The 21,219-nt window shown below is 71.9% G+C and carries 20 protein-coding genes; 6 read left to right on the top strand and 14 right to left on the bottom strand.

Features of this window, described 5'->3' with window-relative positions:
- Nucleotides 1–79 precede the first annotated feature (79 nt).
- The 5 genes from trpD to O7599_RS30515 form a co-directional block, all read right to left on the bottom strand.
- On the bottom strand, nucleotides 80–1,147 hold the full coding sequence (gene trpD / locus O7599_RS30535; protein WP_281618831.1) for an anthranilate phosphoribosyltransferase: 1,068 nt from the start codon (nucleotides 1,145–1,147) through the stop codon (nucleotides 80–82).
- 127 nt (nucleotides 1,148–1,274) lie between these two features.
- A complete protein-coding gene (locus tag O7599_RS30530) occupies nucleotides 1,275–2,909 on the bottom strand; it encodes a ubiquinol-cytochrome c reductase cytochrome b subunit (RefSeq protein ID WP_281618830.1) in 1,635 nt (544 codons plus the stop codon).
- Nucleotides 2,906–3,982, bottom strand: a complete 1,077-nt coding sequence (locus O7599_RS30525) for a Rieske 2Fe-2S domain-containing protein (RefSeq protein WP_281618829.1) — start codon at nucleotides 3,980–3,982, stop codon at nucleotides 2,906–2,908. Before O7599_RS30525 ends, O7599_RS30530 begins: the two co-directional genes overlap by 4 nt.
- Complete coding sequence (locus O7599_RS30520) at nucleotides 3,979–4,791, bottom strand: c-type cytochrome (protein ID WP_281618828.1); 813 nt, start codon at nucleotides 4,789–4,791, stop codon at nucleotides 3,979–3,981. Before O7599_RS30520 ends, O7599_RS30525 begins: the two co-directional genes overlap by 4 nt.
- Before the next feature lie 65 nt (nucleotides 4,792–4,856).
- Complete coding sequence (locus tag O7599_RS30515; protein ID WP_281618827.1) at nucleotides 4,857–5,480, bottom strand: heme-copper oxidase subunit III; 624 nt, start codon at nucleotides 5,478–5,480, stop codon at nucleotides 4,857–4,859.
- 146 nt (nucleotides 5,481–5,626) lie between these two features.
- Here O7599_RS30515 and O7599_RS30510 point away from each other — a divergent pair, with 146 nt between their 5' ends.
- Complete coding sequence (locus tag O7599_RS30510; protein ID WP_281618826.1) at nucleotides 5,627–6,040, top strand: hypothetical protein; 414 nt, start codon at nucleotides 5,627–5,629, stop codon at nucleotides 6,038–6,040.
- A gap of 103 nt (nucleotides 6,041–6,143) precedes the next feature.
- Here the strand turns inward: O7599_RS30510 and O7599_RS30505 are convergent, their stop codons facing one another.
- The 4 genes from O7599_RS30505 to coxB form a co-directional block, all read right to left on the bottom strand.
- The gene (locus O7599_RS30505; RefSeq protein WP_281618825.1) at nucleotides 6,144–7,397 is read right to left on the bottom strand and encodes an Ig-like domain-containing protein; all 1,254 of its coding nucleotides are present in this window, start codon (nucleotides 7,395–7,397) and stop codon (nucleotides 6,144–6,146) included.
- Between the two features lie 114 nt (nucleotides 7,398–7,511).
- Nucleotides 7,512–7,910, bottom strand: a complete 399-nt coding sequence (locus O7599_RS30500; RefSeq protein WP_281618824.1) for a cytochrome c oxidase subunit 4 — start codon at nucleotides 7,908–7,910, stop codon at nucleotides 7,512–7,514.
- Nucleotides 7,907–9,658: a cytochrome c oxidase subunit I gene (gene ctaD / locus O7599_RS30495; protein ID WP_281618823.1), complete on the bottom strand. Its 1,752-nt coding sequence runs from the start codon at nucleotides 9,656–9,658 to the stop codon at nucleotides 7,907–7,909. The genes O7599_RS30500 and ctaD overlap by 4 nt, the downstream gene beginning before the upstream one ends.
- Nucleotides 9,655–10,653, bottom strand: a complete 999-nt coding sequence (gene coxB, locus O7599_RS30490; protein ID WP_281618822.1) for a cytochrome c oxidase subunit II — start codon at nucleotides 10,651–10,653, stop codon at nucleotides 9,655–9,657. Before coxB ends, ctaD begins: the two co-directional genes overlap by 4 nt.
- A gap of 235 nt (nucleotides 10,654–10,888) precedes the next feature.
- Between coxB and O7599_RS30485 the strand changes: the two genes are divergently transcribed.
- Nucleotides 10,889–12,316: an aminotransferase class V-fold PLP-dependent enzyme gene (locus O7599_RS30485; protein WP_281618821.1), complete on the top strand. Its 1,428-nt coding sequence runs from the start codon at nucleotides 10,889–10,891 to the stop codon at nucleotides 12,314–12,316.
- A 107-nt stretch (nucleotides 12,317–12,423) separates the two neighbouring features.
- Here O7599_RS30485 and O7599_RS30480 read toward each other — a convergent pair whose 3' ends face one another.
- Nucleotides 12,424–13,413 (bottom strand): carbohydrate kinase family protein, encoded by a 990-nt coding sequence (locus O7599_RS30480; protein WP_281618820.1) that lies wholly within the window; start codon nucleotides 13,411–13,413, stop codon nucleotides 12,424–12,426.
- A gap of 146 nt (nucleotides 13,414–13,559) precedes the next feature.
- On the opposite strand from O7599_RS30480, the gene O7599_RS30475 reads away from it, so the two are divergent.
- Nucleotides 13,560–13,811, top strand: a complete 252-nt coding sequence (locus O7599_RS30475; RefSeq protein ID WP_281618819.1) for a hypothetical protein — start codon at nucleotides 13,560–13,562, stop codon at nucleotides 13,809–13,811.
- Nucleotides 13,812–13,897: 86 nt separating this feature from the next.
- Nucleotides 13,898–15,649, top strand: coding sequence for a hypothetical protein (locus O7599_RS30470; protein WP_281618818.1), 1,752 nt, complete (start codon nucleotides 13,898–13,900; stop codon nucleotides 15,647–15,649).
- 120 nt (nucleotides 15,650–15,769) lie between these two features.
- Here O7599_RS30470 and erpA read toward each other — a convergent pair whose 3' ends face one another.
- Nucleotides 15,770–16,123 (bottom strand): iron-sulfur cluster insertion protein ErpA, encoded by a 354-nt coding sequence (erpA, locus tag O7599_RS30465; RefSeq protein ID WP_018837629.1) that lies wholly within the window; start codon nucleotides 16,121–16,123, stop codon nucleotides 15,770–15,772.
- A gap of 308 nt (nucleotides 16,124–16,431) precedes the next feature.
- Here erpA and nadA point away from each other — a divergent pair, with 308 nt between their 5' ends.
- Both nadA and O7599_RS30455 read left to right on the top strand, forming a co-directional pair.
- Complete coding sequence (gene nadA / locus O7599_RS30460; protein WP_281618817.1) at nucleotides 16,432–17,616, top strand: quinolinate synthase NadA; 1,185 nt, start codon at nucleotides 16,432–16,434, stop codon at nucleotides 17,614–17,616.
- Nucleotides 17,617–17,671: 55 nt separating this feature from the next.
- Complete coding sequence (locus tag O7599_RS30455) at nucleotides 17,672–18,547, top strand: GNAT family N-acetyltransferase (RefSeq protein WP_281618816.1); 876 nt, start codon at nucleotides 17,672–17,674, stop codon at nucleotides 18,545–18,547.
- 40 nt (nucleotides 18,548–18,587) lie between these two features.
- Here O7599_RS30455 and O7599_RS30450 read toward each other — a convergent pair whose 3' ends face one another.
- From O7599_RS30450 to O7599_RS30440, 3 genes are all read right to left on the bottom strand, one after another.
- On the bottom strand, nucleotides 18,588–19,310 hold the full coding sequence (locus O7599_RS30450; protein ID WP_281618815.1) for a response regulator transcription factor: 723 nt from the start codon (nucleotides 19,308–19,310) through the stop codon (nucleotides 18,588–18,590).
- The gene (locus O7599_RS30445; protein WP_281618814.1) at nucleotides 19,307–20,830 is read right to left on the bottom strand and encodes a histidine kinase; all 1,524 of its coding nucleotides are present in this window, start codon (nucleotides 20,828–20,830) and stop codon (nucleotides 19,307–19,309) included. The genes O7599_RS30450 and O7599_RS30445 overlap by 4 nt, the downstream gene beginning before the upstream one ends.
- 76 nt (nucleotides 20,831–20,906) lie before the next feature.
- Nucleotides 20,907–21,185 (bottom strand): hypothetical protein, encoded by a 279-nt coding sequence (locus tag O7599_RS30440; protein WP_281618813.1) that lies wholly within the window; start codon nucleotides 21,183–21,185, stop codon nucleotides 20,907–20,909.
- Between the last annotated feature and the right edge of the window lie 34 nt (nucleotides 21,186–21,219).

The following is a 21,219-nucleotide window of genomic DNA, read 5'->3' as shown; positions in this document are numbered from 1 at the left end:
ACCCGGTTGCCCGGACTGTCCGCAACTCTCCGGATATCGCCCGGGGGAGCGGCGCGTAGCCGCAAGCCCCCGGCCCGTCTCAGCCGTTGCTGGCCGCGACCCAGCGCTCCAGCACCCGCTGCGCCGCGCCCGAGTCGATTGACTCCGCGGCCCGTACGATCCCCGCCGCGATCCGGTCCGGCAGCGGGCCGTCCGTGCCGGTGTCCAGGGCCGTGAGCGCCGCCGCCGCGTTCAGCAGCACCGCGTCGCGCACCGGGCCGGTCTCGCCGGCCAGCAGCCGGCGCGCGACATCGGCGTTGTACGAGGCGTCCGCGCCCCGCAGCGCCTCCACCGGCACGCGGTCGATGCCCACGTCCCGCGGGTCGAAGCTCTCCTGCCGCACCGTGCCCTCGCGCACCGTCCACACCTGGGAGGTGGCGGTCGTCGTCAGCTCGTCCAGCCCGTCGTCGCCGCGGAAGACGAGCGCCGAGGTGCCGCGCTCGGCCAGCACGCCGGCCATGATCGGCGCCATCCGGGCGTCCGCGACGCCGGTGGCCTGCGCCCCGACCCGGGCCGGGTTGGTGAGCGGGCCGAGGAAGTTGAACGGGGTGCTGACGCCCAGCTCCTTGCGGGTCTGCGCGACGTGCCGCATCGCGGGGTGGAACTTCACCGCGAAGCAGAACGTGATGCCCGCCTCCTCCGCGACCTCGGCGACCCGCTCCGGCGTGAGGTCGAGGTTGACCCCCAGCTTCTCCAGCACGTCGGAGGCGCCGGAGGCGGAGGACGCGGCCCTGTTGCCGTGCTTGACGACCTTCGCGCCGGTCCCGGCGACGACGATCGCGGACATGGTGGAGATGTTGACCGTACGGGCGCGGTCGCCGCCGGTGCCCACGACGTCCACCGTCGGGCCGGGGACGGCGATGGTGTTGGCGTGCTCGTACATCGTCCGCACCAGCCCGGAGATCTCCGCGACCGTCTCGCCCTTGGCTCGCAGGGCGACGGCGAAACCGGCGATCTGCGCGTTGCTGGCGGTGCCCGACATGATCTGGTCCATGGCCCAGGCGGTGTCCTCGGCGCCCAGGTCCTGCCCGGCGATCAGCGCGCTGATGACGTCCGGCCAGGAACGCGCCGCCGTGCTGTCGCCTCCTGCTGCCGTCTGCACGCTCATGGCACACCGTCCCGTGGGTCGTCTCCGTCGTCGGGCGTCAGCCTATCGAGCGCAGGGTACGCCGAAGGGCCCCCGTCCGACTGCTGGACGGGGGCCCCGGCGTCGCTCGCCCTGCGGCGGTCGGGCCCTAGTGGTGCCCGTGGCCGCTGGTGATCTCCTCGTACTCGTGGCGGGTCGGCTTCGGGATCTGGCCGGCCTCGCCGAAGTAGCCCTTCGACAGCCTGGCCCGCAGCTTCTCCCCCGGGCTCAGCTTGCGCACGACCCCGTTGTCGTCGACCGTCGGGCCGAGCTCCAGCGGCGCGTACTGGTCGTGCGCGGTGAGCTTGTGCAGTTCCTCCTGCGACAGCGGCTCGTGCACCTCGATGAACTCGCCGTGCGGCATCCGCTTGATGATGCCCGTCTCCCGGCCGTGCAGGACCTTCTCGCGGTCCCGCCGCTGCAGCCCGATGCAGATGCGCCGGGTGACCCAGAAGGCCACCACCGGGGCGACGAAGAACGCGATCCGCACGAACCAGGTGATCGCCTCGATCGAGAGGTGGAAGTGCGTCGCCCACAGGTCGTTGCCACCGGCCACCAGCAGCACGAACACCCAGGTCAGCCAGGCCACGCCGAAGCCGGTGCGGGTGGGCACGTTGCGCGGGCGGTCCAGGATGTGGTGCTCGCGGCGGTCGCCGGTGATCCAGGCCTCGAAGAACGGATAGGCGACCATCACCGTCGGGATGATGCCCACGATGATCAGCGGGATGAACACCCCGAAGTTGATCGTGTATCCGCCCGGGATGACCCATTCCCACCCGGGCATGAACCGGATCAGCCCCTCGGTCCAGCCCATGTAGAAGTCCGGTTGGGCTCCGGTGGAGACCATGTCCGGCCGATAGGGTCCGAGATCCCAGACCGGGTTGATGGTGAACAGTCCCGCGATCACCGTGACCACGCCGAAGACGAGGAAGAAGAACCCGCCCGCCTTCGCCACGTAGACGGGCATGAACGGCATGCCGACGACGTTGTCCTCGGTCTTGCCGGAGCCCGCGTACTGGGTGTGCTTGTGGTAGAAGATCAGGATCAGGTGGATCAGGAAGAGCCCCAGCATGATTCCCGGCACCAGGAGCACGTGCACCGCGAAGAATCTCGGAATGATGTCCGACCCGGGGAACTCACCGCCCCAGAGGAAGAACGCCAGGTAGGTGCCGATCACCGGGGTGGCGAGCGTCGCGCCCTCCATGAAGCGGACGCCGGTGCCGGAGAGCAGGTCGTCGGGCAGCGAGTAGCCGGTAAAGCCGGCGACGCAGCCGAGGACCAGCAGCGTGAAGCCGAAGAGCCAGTTGACCTCGCGCGGCTTGCGGAACGCGCCGGTGAAGAAGACGCGCATCATGTGCGTCGCCATCGCGGCGATGAAGATCAGCGCGGACCAGTGGTGGATCTGCCGGACGAGCAGACCGCCGCGGACGTCGAAGCTGATGTCCAGCGTGGAGGCGTACGCCTCGGTCATCGTCACGCCGTTCATCGGCGCGTACGAGCCGTGGTACGTCATCTCCGCCATGCTCGGCTTGAAGAACAGCGTCAGGTACACGCCGGTCAGCAGCACGATCAGGAACGTGTACATGGCGATTTCGCCGAGCAGGAAGGACCAGTGGTCCGGGAAGATCTTGCGGAGGTTCTTCCGGCCGGCGGCGTGCAGCCCCAGTCGGCCGTCCGTCCAGTCGGCGAACCTCTCGCCTCTGCTCGGCGGTTTGCGGCGTGTGTCTGTCATGGTGGTGCTCATCCGCGCTCCCAGAAGCTCGGGCCGACCGGCTCGTCGAAGTCGCCGAGCGCGTACAGGTGACCCTCATCGTTGACCGAGATCCTCAGTTGCGGCAGGGCGTGCCCCGCCGGACCGAAGAGTACGCGCGCGCCGTCCGACAGGTCGAACGTCGACTGGTGACACGGGCAGAGCACGTGGTGCGTCTGCTGCTCGTACAGGCTGACGGGGCAGCCGACGTGCGTACAGATCTTGGAGTAGGCCAGGATGCCGTCGTGGCCCCAGTCGGCCGACTTCGGGTCCTTGATGTCGCCCGGGTGGATCCGGACGAGCATCAGTGCCGCCTTGGCGATCTCGTTGTTGAAGTTGTGGGCGCCTTCCTCCAGCCCTTCGGGCTTGGCGAAGGAGAGCGAACCGACGGTGATGTCCTCCGGGCGCAGCGGCTCGTCGGTGTTCATGTTGATGAGCAGCTTGCCCTTGTCCCACAGGGTGTTGCGCAGCTTGGTGCCGGGCAGCGGGCCGAGGTCGCGCAGCAGCACGATGCCGGTGAGCGGGACGAGCGTGAGCGCGCCGAGCATGGTGCGCCGGATGATCTTACGGCTGCCGATCGCCGATTCCTCGGTGCCCTGCCGCCAGTCGCCCTTGCTGATGGCCTCGGTCTCCGGGCTGGCCTCGATCGGGTGCCGCTCCTGGATGACCTCCACGTCCGACATCAGCGTGCGCGACCAGTGGATGGCGCCGGCGCCGATGCAGAACAGCGCGAGGCCCAGGGTGACACCGAGGGCGAAGTTCAGCGCGCTGATGTGGCCGAGCGGGAAGATGTAGACGATCTCGTCGACGTCGATGGCGACGAACGCCGCGATGAAGGCGACGGTCGCGAGCATCGACACCGTGAACAGCAGCGACACGGTGCGCTCGGACCGCTTGGCGGCCCGCTCGTCGATGTCCTGCTTGCGCGGCTCGTGCGGCGGCAGGCCGGGGTTGGCGAACGGGTCGCGCTCCTCGACCGCGACGCCCCCGCTCTCCTCGCCCTCCCGGACGGTCGGCAGGTGCTTCTCGCCGTTGTTCTCGTTCTCAGGTCCAGCCTGGCTACTCATGACTTCCTGGCCTTTGCACTCCGGGCGGTGATCCAGATCGTCAGGACGACGAGGGCCCCGAGCCCGAAGACCCAGGCGAACAGACCCTCGCTCACCGGGCCGAGGCCGCCGAGGCTGAACCCGCCGGGCGACTCGGCCTCGTCGCCCCCGACCGTGTCGAGGTAGGCGATGATGGCCTGCTTGTCCTTGGGCGTCAGCAGCCTGTCCGGGAAGGAGGGCATGTTCTGCGGGCCGGTCACCATCGCTTCGTACATGTGCTTCGGATCGACGCCGTCGATGTTCGGTGCGTACTTGCCGTCCGTCAGGGCGCCGCCCTTGCCGGTGAAGTTGTGGCACTGCGCACAGTTGGTACGGAACAGGTCACCGCCGCGGGCGACGTCGCCGCCCGCCGGGTCGTACTGGCTCTCCTCGGGGATCGCCGGGCCGGGGCCCAGGGAGGCGACGTACGCGGCGAGCTGGTCGATCTCCTTCTGGGTGTAGGTGTTCGGCTTCTTCGGCGCCTGGGCGCCCTGCTGCTGCAGGGGCATCCGGCCCGTGGAGACCTGGAAGTCCACGGCCGCCGCGCCGACGCCCACGAGGCTGGGGCCGTCGCTGGAGCCCTGCCCGCCGGTGCCGTGGCAGCTCGCGCAGCCGACCCGGAAGATCTTCTGCCCCTCTTCGATGGCGAGGGACTGTGCACTGGTGTCTTCGGCCTGCGCCTTGCCCGTGGGCGCGAATGTGGCGTACAGCCCCCCGGTGGCCGCCAGCGCGATGAGTAGGACGACGAGCGCCGCCAGCGGATGGCGCCGTCGTGCGGAGAGCTTTTTCACGGATTACCCCGGTATCAGGATCTTCAGCGTCGGTGTGCTTCTCGGTGCCGGCTCCCCGGCCGGTTTTACTTGATCAAGTAGATGGTGGCGAAGAGGCCGATCCAGACCACGTCGACGAAGTGCCAGTAGTAGGACACCACGATCGCGGCGGTCGCCTGCTGGTGGGTGAACCGTCTGGCCGCGTAGGTGCGCCCCAGAATCAGCAGGAAGGCGATCAGTCCGCCCGTCACGTGCAGTCCGTGGAAGCCGGTGGTCAGGTAGAACGCCGAGCCGTACGGGCCGGAGGAGAGCGAGATGCCCTCGTGCTCCACCAGCTCCACGTACTCGGTGACCTGCCCGCCGACGAAGACCGCGCCCATGACGAAGGTCACCGTGAACCACATGCGCAGCTTCTTCACGTCACCGCGCTCGGCCGCGAACACGCCGAGCTGGCAGGTGAGCGAGGAGAGCACCAGGATCGTGGTGTTGCCGAGCGCGAACGGAAGGTTCAGGGTCTCGGCCTGTGCCTTCCAGTAGTCCGCACCCATCACCGACCGCAGGGTGAAGTACATCGCGAAGAGGGCCGCGAAGAACATCAGCTCGGAACTCAGCCAGATGATGGTTCCGACGCTGGTGAGGTTCGGCCTGTTGACCGACGGGTGCGCGTGCCCGGTCTCTACTGCTGCTGTTGCTGTCGCCACGTCCGACATTATGTCGGTCCCTTAACTCCGCCTCACTCCGGGGGGTCCCGTTCGGAGTGTCAGGGCCCGGCAGAGGGGCCCTGGACTGCACCGCCGCACCCCCGGCGGAGTAGCATCCGCGGTGAGAGCGGTGCCCGAGAACCACCGGAGGAACCATGGAGTCGACGGCCGCAGGACCGGTCAACGTGCTGGTCTACAGCGACGACGCGAACACGCGCGAGCAGGTCCGGCTCGCCGCCGGCCGCCGGCCCGCGGCAGACCTGCCGCCGGTGGCCTACGTCGAGTGCGCCACGCTCCCCGCGGTCATGACGGAGCTGGAGCGGGGCGGCATCGACGCCTGCGTGCTCGACGGCGAGGCGGTGCCCGCCGGCGGCATGGGCGTGTGCAGGCAGATCAAGGACGAGATCTTCCGGTGCCCGCCCGTCCTGCTGCTCATCGGCCGCCCGCAGGACGCCTGGCTGGCGACCTGGAGCCGCGCCGAGGCCACCGTGGCGCACCCGGTCGACCCGGCGGCGCTCGCCGACGCCCTGGCGGGCGTGCTGCGCACCCGGCTGGCGGTTGAGGCGTGAGCGCGGGGCGGCGTCTGAGCGCGGGCGGCTCCTGAGCGCCGGCGGCGCCTTCGGGGCGCCGCTCCCCCGGCCGGCCTGAGGGTCCCGGGCCGGGCCGGGCGTCTCAGACCGCGGGCCGGAGGCGGTTCGCGTCGCCCGGGCCGCCTCCGTCGCGGACGCCGGGGGTCAGGGCGCTGCCCTCCTGCCACTTGGGCCAGGAGAGGTTCCAGTCCCCGAAGCCGTTCCCGAACGGGGCCATGTCCTCGCCGAAGCTGTTGACGACCTCCACGATGTCGCCGGGCCGTACGGTCTTGAAGAACCAGGCGGCGTCCTCGGTGCTCATCCCGGTGCAGCCGTGGCTGACGTTGGCGGCGCCCTGCGAGCCGACGGACCAGGGCGCGGCGTGCACGTACTCGCCGCTCCAGGTGACCCGGGTCGCGTAGGAGACCTGGAGGTCGTAGTCCTCGCCGGTGCCGCCGACGCCGATGCTGGCGCCCGTCATCCGGACGAGCGACTGCTTCTCCAGCACCACCTTCTTGCCGTTGCGGGTCTCGAAGCCGGCCTTGCCCGTCGTGACCGGGATCATCTTGATCTGCTTACCGTTGCGGTAGACGGTCATCTGGTACGAGCCGGCGTCGGTGACCGCCTCGATGCGGTCGCCGATCTTCAGCTCCAGGGGTCTGGTGGCGCTCCCGTAGACGCCCTCGCGTACCTTCACGCCCTCCAGCCTGCTCTCCAGCCGGACGCGGGCGCCCGCGGGCCAGTACTCCCTGGGGCGGTAGTGCAGTTCCTTGTCGTCCACCCAGTACCAGGCGCCCTCGACCACCGGGGTCGAGGTGACCTTCAGCCCGCGCTCGACGACGGCGCGCTCCGCCTGGGTCTTCACGGCCCGGCCGAGCTCCACGGTGAGCGGCTGGCCGACGCCGTAGGTGCCCCGGTCGGGGCCCAGCTCGACCTTCATCGGCTTCTTGGTCCTGGCCTTCGACGTCCGGTACGTCAGCCGCTTGCGGCCGGGCGTGCCGTCGTCGTTCTCGGTGCTCACCTCGACGCTGTAGCGGGACCGCGCGGCCAGGGGCACGGTGCTGCGCCAGGTGTGGCCGTCGGTGGACAGGCGGCCGCGTACGTACCGGCCGCGCTCGTCGACGGCTGTGACGTCCGTGATGCGCGCCTGGCCCTGGGCGGTGACCTCCAGGTCGTCGGCCGGGTCGGCCAGCTCGGTGTCACCGGCCAGGCCGGCCAGGGTGATCCGGCCGGCGGGCTCTCCCGGCTCGCGGGCCAGCGGGTGTCCGCCGGCGCCGCAGGCGGCGAGGCCCGGGGCGAGGGCGACCAACAGCAGGGAACAACTGACTGCCGTGCGGCGATGGGGCGTTTGGCTCATGATCACACGCTAGGCAGATACTCCGTGCGGCGCGCGGTGTGTGCGCCGTACGAGGGGGCCGCGACACCCTTTCGGCGTGCCGCGGCCCCGTCGGCGGAGCTGTGCTGTAGTGCGCTACTGGTTCTGGTCCGCCCCGCGGTAGTACTCGAAGACCCAGCCGTAGATGCCGACGAGGATCACGGGGATGGAGAAGTACAGCAGCCACCAGTTGAGAACGATGCCGAGGAAGGCGAGCGCGCCGCCGATCGCCAGCGACAGCGGCTGCCAACTGTGCGGGCTGAAGAAGCCCAGCTCGCCGGCGTCGTCGGCGACCTCGGCCTCCTTGTTGTCCTGCGCCCCGGTGTCGACCCGGCGGGCCGTGAAGACCAGGTAGTACCCGATCATCGCGGTCAGGCCGAAGGCCAGGAAGAGCCCGGTGGTGCCGACCGGCTCGTTCGACCAGTACCCGTAGACGATCGCCGCGATCAGGATGAAGGCGGCGAGCCAGCCGAACATGTGGCCCTGGATCTTCACTTCGCTTCCCCTTCGCTGCCGCCGCCGACGAGCGTCTTGTCACCGGCGCCGTGGCCGTGGCCGACCTGGGCCGCCGCGATTTCGGGATGGTGCAGGTCGAAGGCCGGCGATTCGGACCGGATGCGCGGCAGCGAGGTGAAGTTGTGCCGCGGCGGCGGGCAGGACGTGGCCCACTCCAGGGAGCGGCCGTAGCCCCACGGGTCGTCGACCTCGATCTTCTTGCCGTACTTGGCCGTCTTCCACACGTTGTAGAAGAACGGCAGCATCGACATGCCGAGCAGGAACGAGCTGATCGTCGAGAAGGTGTTCAGGGCGGTGAAGCCGTCGGCCGCGAGGTAGTCCGCGTACCGCCGGGGCATGCCCTCCGCGCCGAGCCAGTGCTGCACCAGGAACGTGCCGTGGAAGCCGATGAAGAGCGTCCAGAAGGTGATCTTCCCGAGCGTCTCGTCCAGCATCTTCCCGGTGAACTTGGGCCACCAGAAGTGGAAGCCGGCGAACATCGCGAAGACGACGGTGCCGAAGACCACGTAGTGGAAGTGGGCCACCACGAAGTACGAGTCGGAGACGTGGAAGTCCAGCGGTGGCGAGGCCAGGATGACGCCGGTCAGACCGCCGAAGGTGAACGTCACCAGGAAGCCGATGGACCAGAGCATCGGTGTCTCGAAACTCAGTGATCCCTTCCACATGGTGCCGATCCAGTTGAAGAACTTCACTCCCGTTGGCACCGCGATCAGCATGGTCATGAAGGCGAAGAACGGTAGGAGCACGCCTCCGGTCACGTACATGTGGTGCGCCCACACGGTCACGGACAGGCCGGCGATGGAGATCGTGGCGGCCACCAGGCCGATGTAGCCGAACATCGGCTTGCGGCTGAAGACCGGGATGACCTCGGAGATGATGCCGAAGAACGGCAGCGCGATGATGTACACCTCTGGATGGCCGAAGAACCAGAAGAGGTGCTGCCAGAGCAGCGCACCGCCGTTGGCCGGGTCGAAGATGTGCGCCCCGAACTTGCGGTCCGCCTCCAGCGCCAGCAGCGCGGCGGCCAGCACCGGGAAGGCGAGCAGCACCAGCACACCGGTGAGCAGCACGTTCCAGGTGAAGATCGGCATCCGGAACATCGTCAGGCCCGGCGCCCGCATGCAGATGATGGTCGTGATGAAGTTGACCGAGCCGAGGATGGTGCCGAAGCCGGAGAGCGCCAGGCCCATGATCCACATGTCGGCGCCGACGCCCGGCGAGCGCACCGCGTCGGAGAGCGGCGTGTACGCGAACCAGCCGAAGTCCGCCGCGCCCTGCGGGGTGATGAAGCCGGCGACGGCGATGAGCGACCCGAAGAGGTACAGCCAGTACGCGAACATGTTCAGCCGCGGGAACGCCACGTCCGGCGCGCCGATCTGCAGCGGCATGATCCAGTTGGCGAAGCCCGCGAACAGCGGCGTCGCGAACATCAGCAGCATGATCGTGCCGTGCATCGTGAACGCCTGGTTGAACTGCTCGTTGCTCATCACCTGCGTGCCCGGCCGGGCCAGCTCGGCCCGCATGAACAGGGCCAGGACGCCGCCGAAGATGAAGAAGAAGAACGAGGTCGCCAGGTACAGCGTGCCGATCGTCTTGTGGTCCGTGGTCGTCAGCCACTTGACCACGACGTTGCCGGGCTGGCGGCGACGCGCCGGCACCTCGTTCTCGTACGCGTCTTCACCCGCGCCCGCGGTCGCCGCACCCTGGGGTTCGTTGAGGATGCTCATTGCTCGTTGGTCTCCGCATTCCTAGCGGCGTCGGTCTGGGGGATGCCCGCCGGGATCGACCCGGTCTGGCCCTTCGCGGCCAGCTCCTGCAGATGCTGCCGGTACTCCTCCGGGGAGACCACCTTCACGTTGAAGAGCATCCGGGAGTGGTCCGCGCCGCACAGCTCGGCGCACTTGCCCATGAAGGTGCCCTCCTTGTTGGGGGTCACCTCGAAGACGTTCGTGTGGCCGGGGATGACGTCCTGCTTCATCAGGAACGGCACCACCCAGAAGGAGTGGATGACGTCCCGGGAGGTCAGCACGAACTGGACGGTCTCGCCCTTGGGGAGGACCAGCGTGGGACCCGGGTTGCCGGTGTCCTCGTTCTCGCTGGCGGGCACGCCGTAGTCGTACACGCCCTCGGCGCCCTTCGGCACGGCCTCGTAGTCCCGGTCGGGGATGGCGGCCAGTTCCTTGGGCCGCTTCGCCGGCGTGGCGGCGTCGCCGTCCACGTCCTCCAGGTAGTTGAAGCCCCAGCTCCACTGGTACCCGACCACGTTGACCACGTGGTCCGGCTTGTCCGACGTCTCCAGCAGCTTGCTCTCGTCGCGCGCGGTGAAGTAGAAGAACACCGCCACGACGATCAGCGGGACGACCGTGTACAGCGCCTCGATGGGCAGGTTGTACCGGACCTGGGCCGGGACCTCGATCTTGGTCCTGGAGCGGCGGTGGAAGAGGACGCTCCAGAGGATCAGGCCCCAGACGATGACCCCGACGGCAAGGGCGGCCGCCCAGGAGCCCTGCCACAGGGAGAGGATCCGCGGCGCCTCCTCGGTGGCCGGCGAGGGCATGCCCAGGCGGGGGAAGTCCTTGTAGGTGCAACCGGAGAGGGTGACCAGGACCAGGCCCGCGGCCAGCGCCTGCGGCAGCCTTCGCCGCATCGTGCGCCGCGGCGAGCGGGTACCTCCCGCGGCTGCCTTCTGGCCGCGGGGGAGGTCGGAGCCGTTGTGACTCACGTAGCGCCTTCCCGAGAGTCTCGCCCACGGTCCCTTCGGGCGCGCGGGCAGCAGGTTTGGATGTTTACGCGGACCAAACCCTACTGGACGCCATTTGGGGTCGCTCGGGGAGGGTGCCCTGGCGCGCCGGGGGCACCTCGATGGGGTGGCGAGGGCGTCAAGTCGGTCCCGCCGGTTCCGCGTCGGGGTCCCGGCGTCGCGGTCCGCGGCGCGGACCAGGGGTTAGCGTGGTCGGGTGCCGTACTTCGACGCCGCGTCGTCCGCGCCCCTTCACCCGATCGCCCGGCAGGCCCTGCTCGCCGCGCTCGACGAGGGCTGGGCCGACCCGGCCCGGCTGTACCGGGAGGGCCGCCGGGCGCGGCGGCTGCTGGACGCCGCGCGCGAGACCACCGCGGAACTCGTCGGCTGCCGCCCGGACGAGCTGGTGTTCACGTCCTCGGGTACGCGCGCCGTGCACGACGGGATGGCGGGGGCGCTGGCGGGCCGGCGCCGTACCGGCCGGCACCTGGTGGTCTCGGCGGTGGAGCACTCCGCGGTCCTGCATGCGGCGGAGGCCCACGGGGCAGCAGCGGTGGCGGAGGGGAGCAAGGCTGCGGCGGGCGGTGACGACGGGGACGTGACGTACGTGCCGGTCGACCGCGGCGGCCGGGTGGCGCCCGGGGCGTACGCCGAGGCGCTGCGCGCCGATACCGCGCTGGCCTGCCTGCAGTCCGCCAACCACGAGGTGGGCACCGAGCAGCCTGTCGCCGAGGCCGCAGAGGAGTGCCGGGCCGCCGGGGTGCCGCTGCTGGTGGACGCGGCGCAGTCGCTGGGCTGGGGGCGGGTCGCCGGCCCGTGGTCGCTGCTGACGGCGAGCGCGCACAAGTGGGGCGGCCCGCCCGGCGTGGGGCTGCTGGTGGTGCGCAAGGGGACGCGGTTCGCGCCCGCGGGCCCGGCGGACGAGCGGGAGGCGGGCCGCGCGTCCGGGTTCGAGAACATCCCGGCGATCGTCGCGACGGCCGCTTCGCTGCGCGCCGTACGCGCGGAGGCGCGGGCCGAGGACGCCCGGCTGCGGGCGCTGGTGGACCGGATCCGCGCGCGGGTGCCGGAGACGGTCGCGGACGTGGAGGTGGTCGGCGACCCGGACCGCCGGCTGCCGCACCTGGTGACGTTCTCCTGTCTGTACGTGGACGGGGAGGCGCTGCTGCACGCGCTGGACCGGGCGGGGTTCTCGGTCTCGTCCGGGTCCGCGTGCACGTCGAGCACGCTGACGCCGAGCCATGTGCTCAAGGCGATGGGCGTGTTGTCGGAGGGCAACGTGCGCGTGTCGCTGCCGCCGGGGACGACGGCGGACGAGGTGGAGGGCTTCCTGCGGGCGCTGCAGGGCGCCGTCGCCGGGGTGCGCGCGGAGCTGGGCGCGCCCGCGCAGGGTGCGGCGGAGGCGGCGGCGGTGGCCGGGGAGCTGCTGGTCGACGCCCGCGGGCGGCGCTGCCCGGTCCCGGTCATAGAGCTGGCGAAGGTCTTCGACCGGGTGCCGGTGGGCGGCACGGCGCTGGTGCTGTCGGACGACGAGGCGGCGCGGCTGGACATTCCGGCGTGGTGCGAGATGCGCGGGCAGGAGTACGTCGGCGAGGAGCCGGCGGCCGGCGGCGGCACCGGCTACCGGGTGCGCCGCACGGCCTGAGGCGCCCGGGTCCGTACGGGCCGGGCGGCGGCCGTGCACCGCGGCGCCCGGTCCGTACGTCCGCCGGGCGCCCGCGGGTCTCCGCCGGACGGGTCCTGCGAGAGGTCCTAGCCCCGCACCGTCTCGGGCAGGTGCTCCTGCACCTCGGCGGCGGCTTCCTGCCCGTACGCCTTGGTGAAGCGCGCGACGAAGTTGCTGCGCCGCAGCTCGTACTCCTGCGGGCCCACGGTCTCGATGACGAGCGTCGCCAGCATGCAGCCGAGCTGCGCGGCCCGCTCCATGCTCACTCCCCAGCTCAGCCCGGACAGGAAGCCGGCCCGGAAGGCGTCGCCGACGCCCGTCGGGTCCGCCTTGCGCTCCTCCTCCGGGCAGCCGACGAGGACCGGCTCCTCGCCGGCGCGGTCGATGCGCACGCCGCGGGCGCCGAGCGTGGTCACGCGGGTGCCGACGCGGTTCAGCACCTCCTCGTCGTCCCAGCCGGTCTTGGACTCGATCAGCCCCTTCTCGTACTCGTTCGAGAAGAGGTACGCGGCGCCCTCGGTGAGGGTGCGGATGCCGTCGCCCTCCATGCGCGCGATCTGCTGGGAGAAGTCGGCGGCGAAGGGGATGCCGCGGGTGCGGCACTCCTCCGTGTGGCGCAGCATCGCCTCGGGGTCGTCGGCGCCGATGGAGACGAGGTCGAGGCCGCCGACGCGGTCGGCGACGGTCTTCAGCTCGATCAGCCGGGCCTCGCTCATGGCGCCGGTGTAGAAGGAGCCGATCTGGTTGTGGTCGGCGTCGGTGGTGACGACGAAGCGCGCGGTGTGCAGCACCTCGGAGATGCGTACGGAGCCGGTGTCGACCCCGTGCCGCTCCAGCCAGTCGCGGTATTCGGCGAAGTCGGCGCCGGCCGCGCCGACGAGGACGGGGCGGGTGCCGAGCTGGCCCATGCCGAAGCAGATGTTGGGGCCGACTCCGCCGCGGCGCACGTCCAGTTTGTCGACGAGGAACGAGAGCGAGACGGTGTGCAGTTGGTCGGCGACCAACTGCTCGGAGAAGCGACCGGGGAAGGTCATGAGGTGGTCGGTCGCGATGGAGCCGGAAACGGCAATGTGCACGGCGTACGCTCCTGTAGGCGGGGCAGGTAACGCGGGTAGGACTCACGCTACCGGCTGAACACCCGCCTCCGGACGGGTTCGAGCCGGCCAAAACTACCTGATAGTAGGTCTTACCCCTCCTCGCCGCGGGTGCGTACGGTCGAGACATGCAGAAGGATATGCGGGCCTCCGCCACCCCCCTCCCGCCGCCGGCCTTCCGGAGCACCGCGCCCCTGGAACTGGACGGCGGCCTGGCCGAGCTGCGCACCGACTGCGCCCGGATGGCGCCGCACTGGTCGGGGCACGCGCGCACCCCCTCGGGGCACGTGCCGGACACGCGGATCAGCGGTCTGGCGCGGATCATGGTGCCGACGGCGTCCGCGGACCTGCTCCGCGGCATGTCCGAGTACGGCGACTGACTTTCTGCGCCCGGTCGGCTCCCCCGGTGGGAACCGGATCCGCGTGACCGGCGTCTCATCGGCATCCCCGACGAAGGAGCCGAACGGTGAGCACCGAGGACACCCCAGGGCCCGTGCCTGAGCCCGAGCCCGCGCACGCCCGCGCGGCCGGGCCGCACGGCCGGGACGCCGACGACCCGGGCGACCCGGGCCACCCGGAGGGCGGCAGGCGCCGCCCCGGCGTGCTGGTGGCCGCGGCCGTCGCCGCCGCGGTGATGCTGACCGGCGGCGGGGTCGCCTACGTGGTGGACCGGACGGACGACGGCGGCGCGGGCTCCGGCACCGGGGAGCCGCCGCAACTGCGCCTCGACGGGCTCTCCATGGAGTCCGCGGCGTCGTCCGCGAGGGGGCCGCTGCGGCTGGTCGGCGAGCTGCCCGAGGGGCCGGACGAGGCGCCGGTGTTCAAGCCCGAGGGCAGGGTCGAGGCCGCGGACGTGGCCCGGCTCGCGGAGGCGCTGGGCGTCGACGGCACGCCCCGGGAGGAGGGCGGCGGCTGGCGCGTCGGCGTCTCGGGCGACGGGCAGGGGCCGCTGCTGCAGGTCGAGGGGGAGGCGCCGGGTTCCTGGACGTTCCAGCGGTCCGGGGCGGTCGCCTGCGACGACACCCCGGGGGCGGAGGAGAAGGGCACTGATCCGGACGCGGCTACGTCTTCGTCCGCCGCCTGCGTGATCCCCGATCCCGCACCCGCGGACCCGGAGGGCGAACCGGTGCCGGAGTCCGCGGCGAAGAAGGCCGCGGAGCCGGTGCTCGCGGCGCTGGGCCAGCAGGACGCCGAGGTGGCGGCCGGCGAGCCGTTCGGGGCCGTGCGTACGGTGACCGCGGAGCCGGTCGTCGGCGGGCTGCCGACGGCGGGCTGGCAGACGTCGGTGCAGATAGGCGGGGACGGGCAGGTGACCGGCGGCAACGGGTACCTGGTCGAGCCGGCCGAGGCGGACACGTACCCGGTGATCACGGCGGACGCGGCGCTCAAGGAGCTGAACAAGCCCTCCGGTGGCACGGACGGCACCCCCGAGGAGCCGGCGGTCGCCCCGGCGTGCGCCTCGGCCGTGCCGTACGAGAAGGACACGGGGCCGCGCCGGCCGCCGGCCGGCAAGGTGGACCCGTGCATGGGCAAGACGGCGCCGACCAAGGTGCGCGGCGCCGAGTTCGGGCTCTCCGCGCAGTCGGTGGAGGGGCGGCTCGCGCTCGTGCCGTCGTGGCTGTTCGAGGTCACGGGCGACTCGCCGACCCCGTTCCCGGGCGGGAAGCCCGGCACGATCGTGTGGCCGCAACTGGCCGTCGCGCCCGAGTACGTCACTTCCGTGGACCCGGACACGCCGCCGACCCCCGAGCCGGCCCCGCCGACGTCCGCCCCTGGCGCCGAGCCGAGCGCGGGCGGCGGTGGCTCCGACGGCCACCCGGGCGGCGCCCCCGGCACGGGCAGCGGCTCGGCGCCGGGCTCGCCCGGCCAGGCGGAGCCCGCGGAGCCGGCCCCCGAGCCGCCGTCGTCGGCGCCGGCCGAGCGGCCGGAGAGCGGCGGCGCGCCGGAGAAGGCCGTGGACGTCGAGTCGTACTCGGCGGCCGGGCGGACCCTGAAGCTGCACTTCTGGGGCGGCGTGTGCACCGACTACGCGGCGACCGCCGAGGAGTCGGGCGGCACGGTGACGGTGCGGCTCACCGGTGAGGAGCAGAAGCCGGGCCAGGTCTGCATCAAGATCGCGAAGCGCTTCACGGAGACGGTGGAGCTGTCCGCGCCGCTCGACGGCCGCAAGGTCGTGGACGCGCGCACCGGGGAGAGGGTGGCCGTGCGGCAGGACTAGGGACGTCCTGCCGGGCGGCATCGCCCACACAGGCGGAAGGCGGCGGAACCGTGGGGGTTTCCGCCGCCTTCCTCATGCCGGTACGGGCCGCAGGCCCGTCGTGCGCTCCGGGCGGGTCCGTTAACTGAACGAGTCGCCGCAGGCGCAGGAGCCGGTCGCGTTCGGGTTGTCGATCGTGAAGCCCTGCTTCTCGATGGTGTCGACGAAGTCGATGGACGCACCGGTCAGGTACGGAGCGCTCATCCGGTCCGTCACCACCGAGACGCCGCCGAAGTCCTTGACGACGTCGCCGTCGAGGTCGCGGTCGTCGAAGAAGAGCTGGTAGCGCAGGCCGGAGCAGCCACCGGGCTGTACGGCGACGCGGAGCTTGAGATCCGGCTGGCCTTCCTGCTCCAGCAGGCTCTTGACCTTCGCCGCAGCGGCGTCGGACAGAATGATGCCGTCGACTGCGGTGGTCTCGCCCTGAACGGTCATTCGCATGTCTCCCGGGTTGTGGACTGCTTGCCGATCGAGTCCAACCGGCCGCGCGCCCGATTCATTCCGGCCGGACGCACGCATTCTTGCTTCGTTCATGCTCGCATACACCACCACTTCGGGTCATCCGCCCAAGGTCGGAGGAGGGACGCGGGGGCCGGGGCCGTCCGCGCGGGCGGCATTCGTCACATTGACGCAAGCACAGTCGTCAACCTGACGCGAAGGGGATATGATTAATAACGTCAATGTGACGAAAACAGATGCGCCGGCAGCCCGCCGAGAGCCGAAGAGAAAGGGTGGAGTGCGCTGTGACCACCGCCCAGGACCTTGATGTGACCCCCACGCCCCTCGCCCTGCTGCTGCTCGGGCGGGAGGCCGACCCCTCCAGCGAGCGCGGCGTCGACTGTCCCGGCGACCTGCCCGCCCCCTCCGACCCCGGGCTGGTCGAGCGCGCCCGCGCGGCCAAGGAGCGGCTCGGCGAGAAGGTCTTCGTCCTCGGCCACCACTACCAGCGCGACGAGGTCATCCAGTTCGCCGACGTGACCGGCGACTCGTTCAAGCTCGCGCAGCAGGCCGCCGCCCGCCCCGAGGCGGAGTACATCGTCTTCTGCGGCGTGCACTTCATGGCCGAGTCCGCGGACATCCTCACCTCCGACGCCCAGGCGGTCGTCCTGCCCGACCTGGCCGCCGGCTGCTCCATGGCCGACATGGCCACCGCCGAGCAGGTCGCCGAGTGCTGGGACGTGCTCACCGAGGCCGGTGTGGCGGACGTCACCGTCCCCGTCTCGTACATGAACTCCTCCGCGGATATCAAGGCGTTCACCGGCAGACACGGCGGCACCATATGCACCTCCTCCAACGCCGAACGGGCCCTGAACTGGGCGTTCGCGCAGCGTGAGGCCGGCGCCGGCAAGGTGCTGTTCCTGCCGGACCAGCACCTCGGCCGCAACACCGCGATACGCGACCTGGGCCTCGCCCCCGACGACTGCGTCGTCTACAACCCGCACCGGCCGAACGGCGGCCTGACCGCCGGGCAGTTGCGCGCCGCGAAGATGATCCTGTGGCGCGGGCACTGCTCCGTGCACGGCCGCTTCTCGCTCGACTCGGTCGACGAGGTGCGCGAGCGCATCCCCGGCGTGAACGTGCTGGTCCACCCCGAATGCAAGCACGAGGTGGTCGCCGCGGCCGACCAGGTCGGCTCCACCGAGCACATCATCAAGGCCCTCGACGCGGCCCCCGCCGGCTCGAAGTGGGCCGTCGGCACGGAGCTGAACCTCGTCCGCCGGCTGGCGAAACAGCACCCGGACAAGGAGATCGTCTTCCTCGACCGCACCGTCTGCTTCTGCTCCACGATGAACCGCATCGACCTCCCGCACCTGGTCTGGGCGCTGGAGTCGCTGGCGGACGGCAAGCTCGTCAACCGCATCGAAGTCGACGAGGAGACAGAGGACTTCGCCAAGCTCGCGCTGGAGCGGATGCTGGCGCTGCCCTGACGTCCCGGGGGTGCGGGGGTGACGCGGGCCCGGCGCAGGGCAGAGGATTGACCGCATGATCCTGCGCCAGGTCCGCGACACGAAGGACGACGCCGAGGTCGTACGCCTCACCGCCGACGCCGCGTTCGACGCCTCGCACGCCGCGAAGGGCGATCCGCCGGAGGAGCCGGACGAGCACCGCGCGATCCTCTTCCGCAGCGTCGTACGGCACCTGGCGCGCACCGACCCCAGCGGCTGCTGGCTGGCCATGGACGACTCGGGCCGCCCGGTGGGCGCGGCGCTGTCCACCAGGCGCGAGGGCACCTGGGGGCTGTCGCTGCTGGTCGTCGCGCCGGAGGCGCAGGGAAAGGGGCTCGGCAAGGCGCTGCTCGCGCGCACGCTCGCGTACGGGAGCGGCTGCCTGCGCGGCCTCATCTGCGGCTCCCGCCACCCGCACGCCGCCCGCGCCTACCGCGCCGCCGGGTTCACCCTGCATCCCGCGATGCGGCTGCGCGGCACCGTCGACCACGCCGGGCTCGAACCGCCGACCGGCGCCGTCATCGAGGGCGGCCCCGGGCAGCGCGACCTCATGGACTCCGTGGACCGCAGGCTGCGCGGCGGCGCCCACGGCCCGGACCACACCGAGCTGCTGCGCCACTACCAGTGCATCGTCTCCGACGACCTCGCGGGCAGCGGGTACGCCTACCTCCGCGACGGCCGCGTGGAGCTGCTGGCGGCGACGTCGCGGCGGATCGCGGCGCGGCTGCTGACGGCGGCGCTGCTGAGCCTGCAGCCGGGCGCCACGGCGCGGGTCGCGGATCTGACGGCGGACCAGGAGTGGGCGGTGGACGTGGGGCTGGCGGCAGGGCTGGAGCTGACGACGGCGGGCTACGTGTGCGTACGGGGCATGCGGCCCCCGGCGCCGTACATCCCGTCGGCGCTGTTCCTGTAGGGCTGTTCCGGTAGCGCTGGCCGGACCCGGGGCGATACGCCTAGCCGCCGGGGCGGACCAGGCCGGACTCGTAGGCCAGGACCACCAGTTGGGCCCGGTCGCGGGCGCCCAGCTTGGCCATCGTGCGGTTGACGTGCGTCTTCACCGTCAGCGGGCTGACCTCCAACTGACCGGCGATCTCGTCGTTCGCCAGGCCGCGGGCCACGAGCCCCAGCACCTCGCGCTCCCGGCTGGTCAGGGCGGCAAGGCGGTCCGCCGACGCCGGGCGGCCGGAGGCGTCGGGCACGGTGCCCGGTGCGGTGTCGCCGCCCGCCAGGAAGCGGGCGATCAGCCCCTTCGTCGCCGTGGGCGACAGCAGCGCGTCGCCGTCCGCGGCCACCCGGATCGCGGCCAGCAGCTCGCCCGGCTCCGCGCCCTTGCCGAGGAAGCCGGACGCGCCGGCGCGCAGCGCCTCGATGACGTAGTCGTCGACCTCGAAGGTCGTCAGGATCACCACGCGCACGTGGCTCAGCTCGTCGTCCCCGGCGATCGTGCGGGTCGCGGTCAGCCCGTCGGTGCCGGGCATCCGGATGTCCATGAGGACCAGGTCGGCGTCCGCCTCGCGGACGAGCCGCACCGCCTCCGCGCCGTCCCCCGCCTCGCCGACGACCTCCATGTCCGGCTCGGAGTCGACCAGTACGCGAAACGCGCTGCGCATCAGCGCGTGGTCGTCCGCCAGCACGACCCGGATCGGCCGCGTCCGCGGCGGCGGGACCTCGCTCAACCCTGCTCCTTGATCGCATCGCCGGGGCTCGGGCTCCGGCGCAGGCAGCCGGACGTCCGCGTCCCGCCCGTCCCGCGCGGCGCCCGGGCCGTACCCGCGCCACCGGCGGCGGGCGCGCCCTCCGGGGCCGTGCCCGCGCTCGCGTCCGCCTCCCCCGCCGCGTCCCCGTCCGCGGTCACCCGCAGCGGCAACCGTACCCGTACCTCGAAGCCCTTCCGGCCGTCCGCGCGCTCGCCCGCCGTGCACCGGCCGCCCAGCGCGGCGGCGCGCTCCCGCATGCCGACGAGCCCGAGCCCGCCCGCGCGCTCGCCGCCCGCCTCGCCGTCCCCCTTGTCCCCGTCGCGTCCGGCGTCCTCCCGGCCGCCGCCGTCACGCCCACCGCCGTCCCGTACGGGCTCCTGCCCCGGCCCGTCCGTTCCCCGGCCGTCGTCGCGGACCGCGATCTCCAGCCCGTTCGCCTCCCGCGACAGGCTCACGACCGCGTGCGCCCCGGCCCCCGCGTGCTTGCGCACGTTCGTCAGCGCCTCCTGCAGCACCCGGTACGCCGCCAGGTCGACCGCGGCCGGCAGCCCGCCGACCACCTCGGCCGCCCGCTCCACCCGCGTCGTCACCGCCGTCCTGCGCGGCCCCAGCTCCGAGGAGACCTCCACCGACACCGGCGTGCCGGCCCGGACGAACCCGTCCACCAGCTCCGCCAGCATCGCCAGACCGGGGGCCGGCTCGGTGGGCGCGTGCGGATCGCCGGACTGGCGCAGCAGCCCCACGGTGGTGCGCAGTTCCTCCAGCGCGGTGCGGCTGGCGTCGCGTACGTGCGCCAGCGCCTCCTTCGCCTGGTCCGGGCGGCTCTCCATGACGTGCGAGGCCACCCCCGCCTGGACGTTGACCAGCGCGATGTGGTGAGCGACGACGTCGTGCAGCTCGCGCGCGATCCGTACCCGCTCCTCGGCGACCCGCCGCCGCGCCTCCTCCTCGCGGGTGCGTTCGGCCCGTTCCGCGCGCTCGCGGATGGCGTCGACCACGGCCCGGCGGCTGCGCACGGCGTCGCCGACGCCCGCGGCCATGCCGGTCCAGCCGAAGACCCCGAGGTTCTCGTCCGCGTACCAGGGGCGGTCGCCGAAGAGCATCATCGCGAACGTCAGCACCCCGATGGTGAGGAGCGCGATCCACCAGGTGGTGTGCCGGTCGGTGCGGGCGGCGACGGTGTAGAGGGCGACCACGGCGCTGAGCGCGATCGGCGTTCGCGGGTCGCCCGCGGAGGCGATGACATGCCCGATGGTGAGCGCCATGGTCACGGCGAGCACGGCCCACGGCGCCCGCCGCCGCAGCACGAGGACGGCGCTGGCCGCGGTCGCCAGTACCACCTCGGCGGGGCCGAGGTCCGCCGGCGGCGGCGCGTTCGCCCCGCGGTCGGGGAAGACGGCGCTGATGAGGATGACGGCGAGCACGGCCGCCGCCAGGAGGGCGTCGGCCGCCAGGGGGTGCGCCCGCAGCCAGCGGGGCAGAGCGGCGAGGTGGGTCACGGCAGCGGTGTCTGCAGAGGAGGGCCGGCCCCGGTCCGTACGACCGGGGCGAAGGGCGGCCGGGGCGTGCGTGGGTTCAGCTCGGGATGAGGCCGTCGTCGCTGAGCATCTCCCGGACCTCCTCCAGGGAGGCGTCGGGCCCCGGGAGGATCAGCTCCGACGGCTCCAGCGAGTCGTCCGGCAAGGGGGCGCCCATCGAGCGCACGGCGTCGAGCAGGGCGCCGAGCGTCCGCCGGAAGCCGGCCTCGTCACCGCTCTCCATCTCGGCGAGCAGCTCGTCGTCCAGCTTGTTGAGCTCGGCGAAGTGGGCGTCGTCCAGCTTCACCTGACCCTCCCCCATGATCCGTACGATCACGGCCTTCTCCCGTTCTTCCGAGCCCGTCGAAGGG

This window comes from Streptomyces sp. WMMC500 (assembly GCF_027497195.1).
GTDB lineage: Bacteria > Actinomycetota > Actinomycetes > Streptomycetales > Streptomycetaceae > Streptomyces.
Note: the sequence above shows the minus strand (reverse complement) of the source record. Positions and strands in the feature narration are given on the sequence as shown.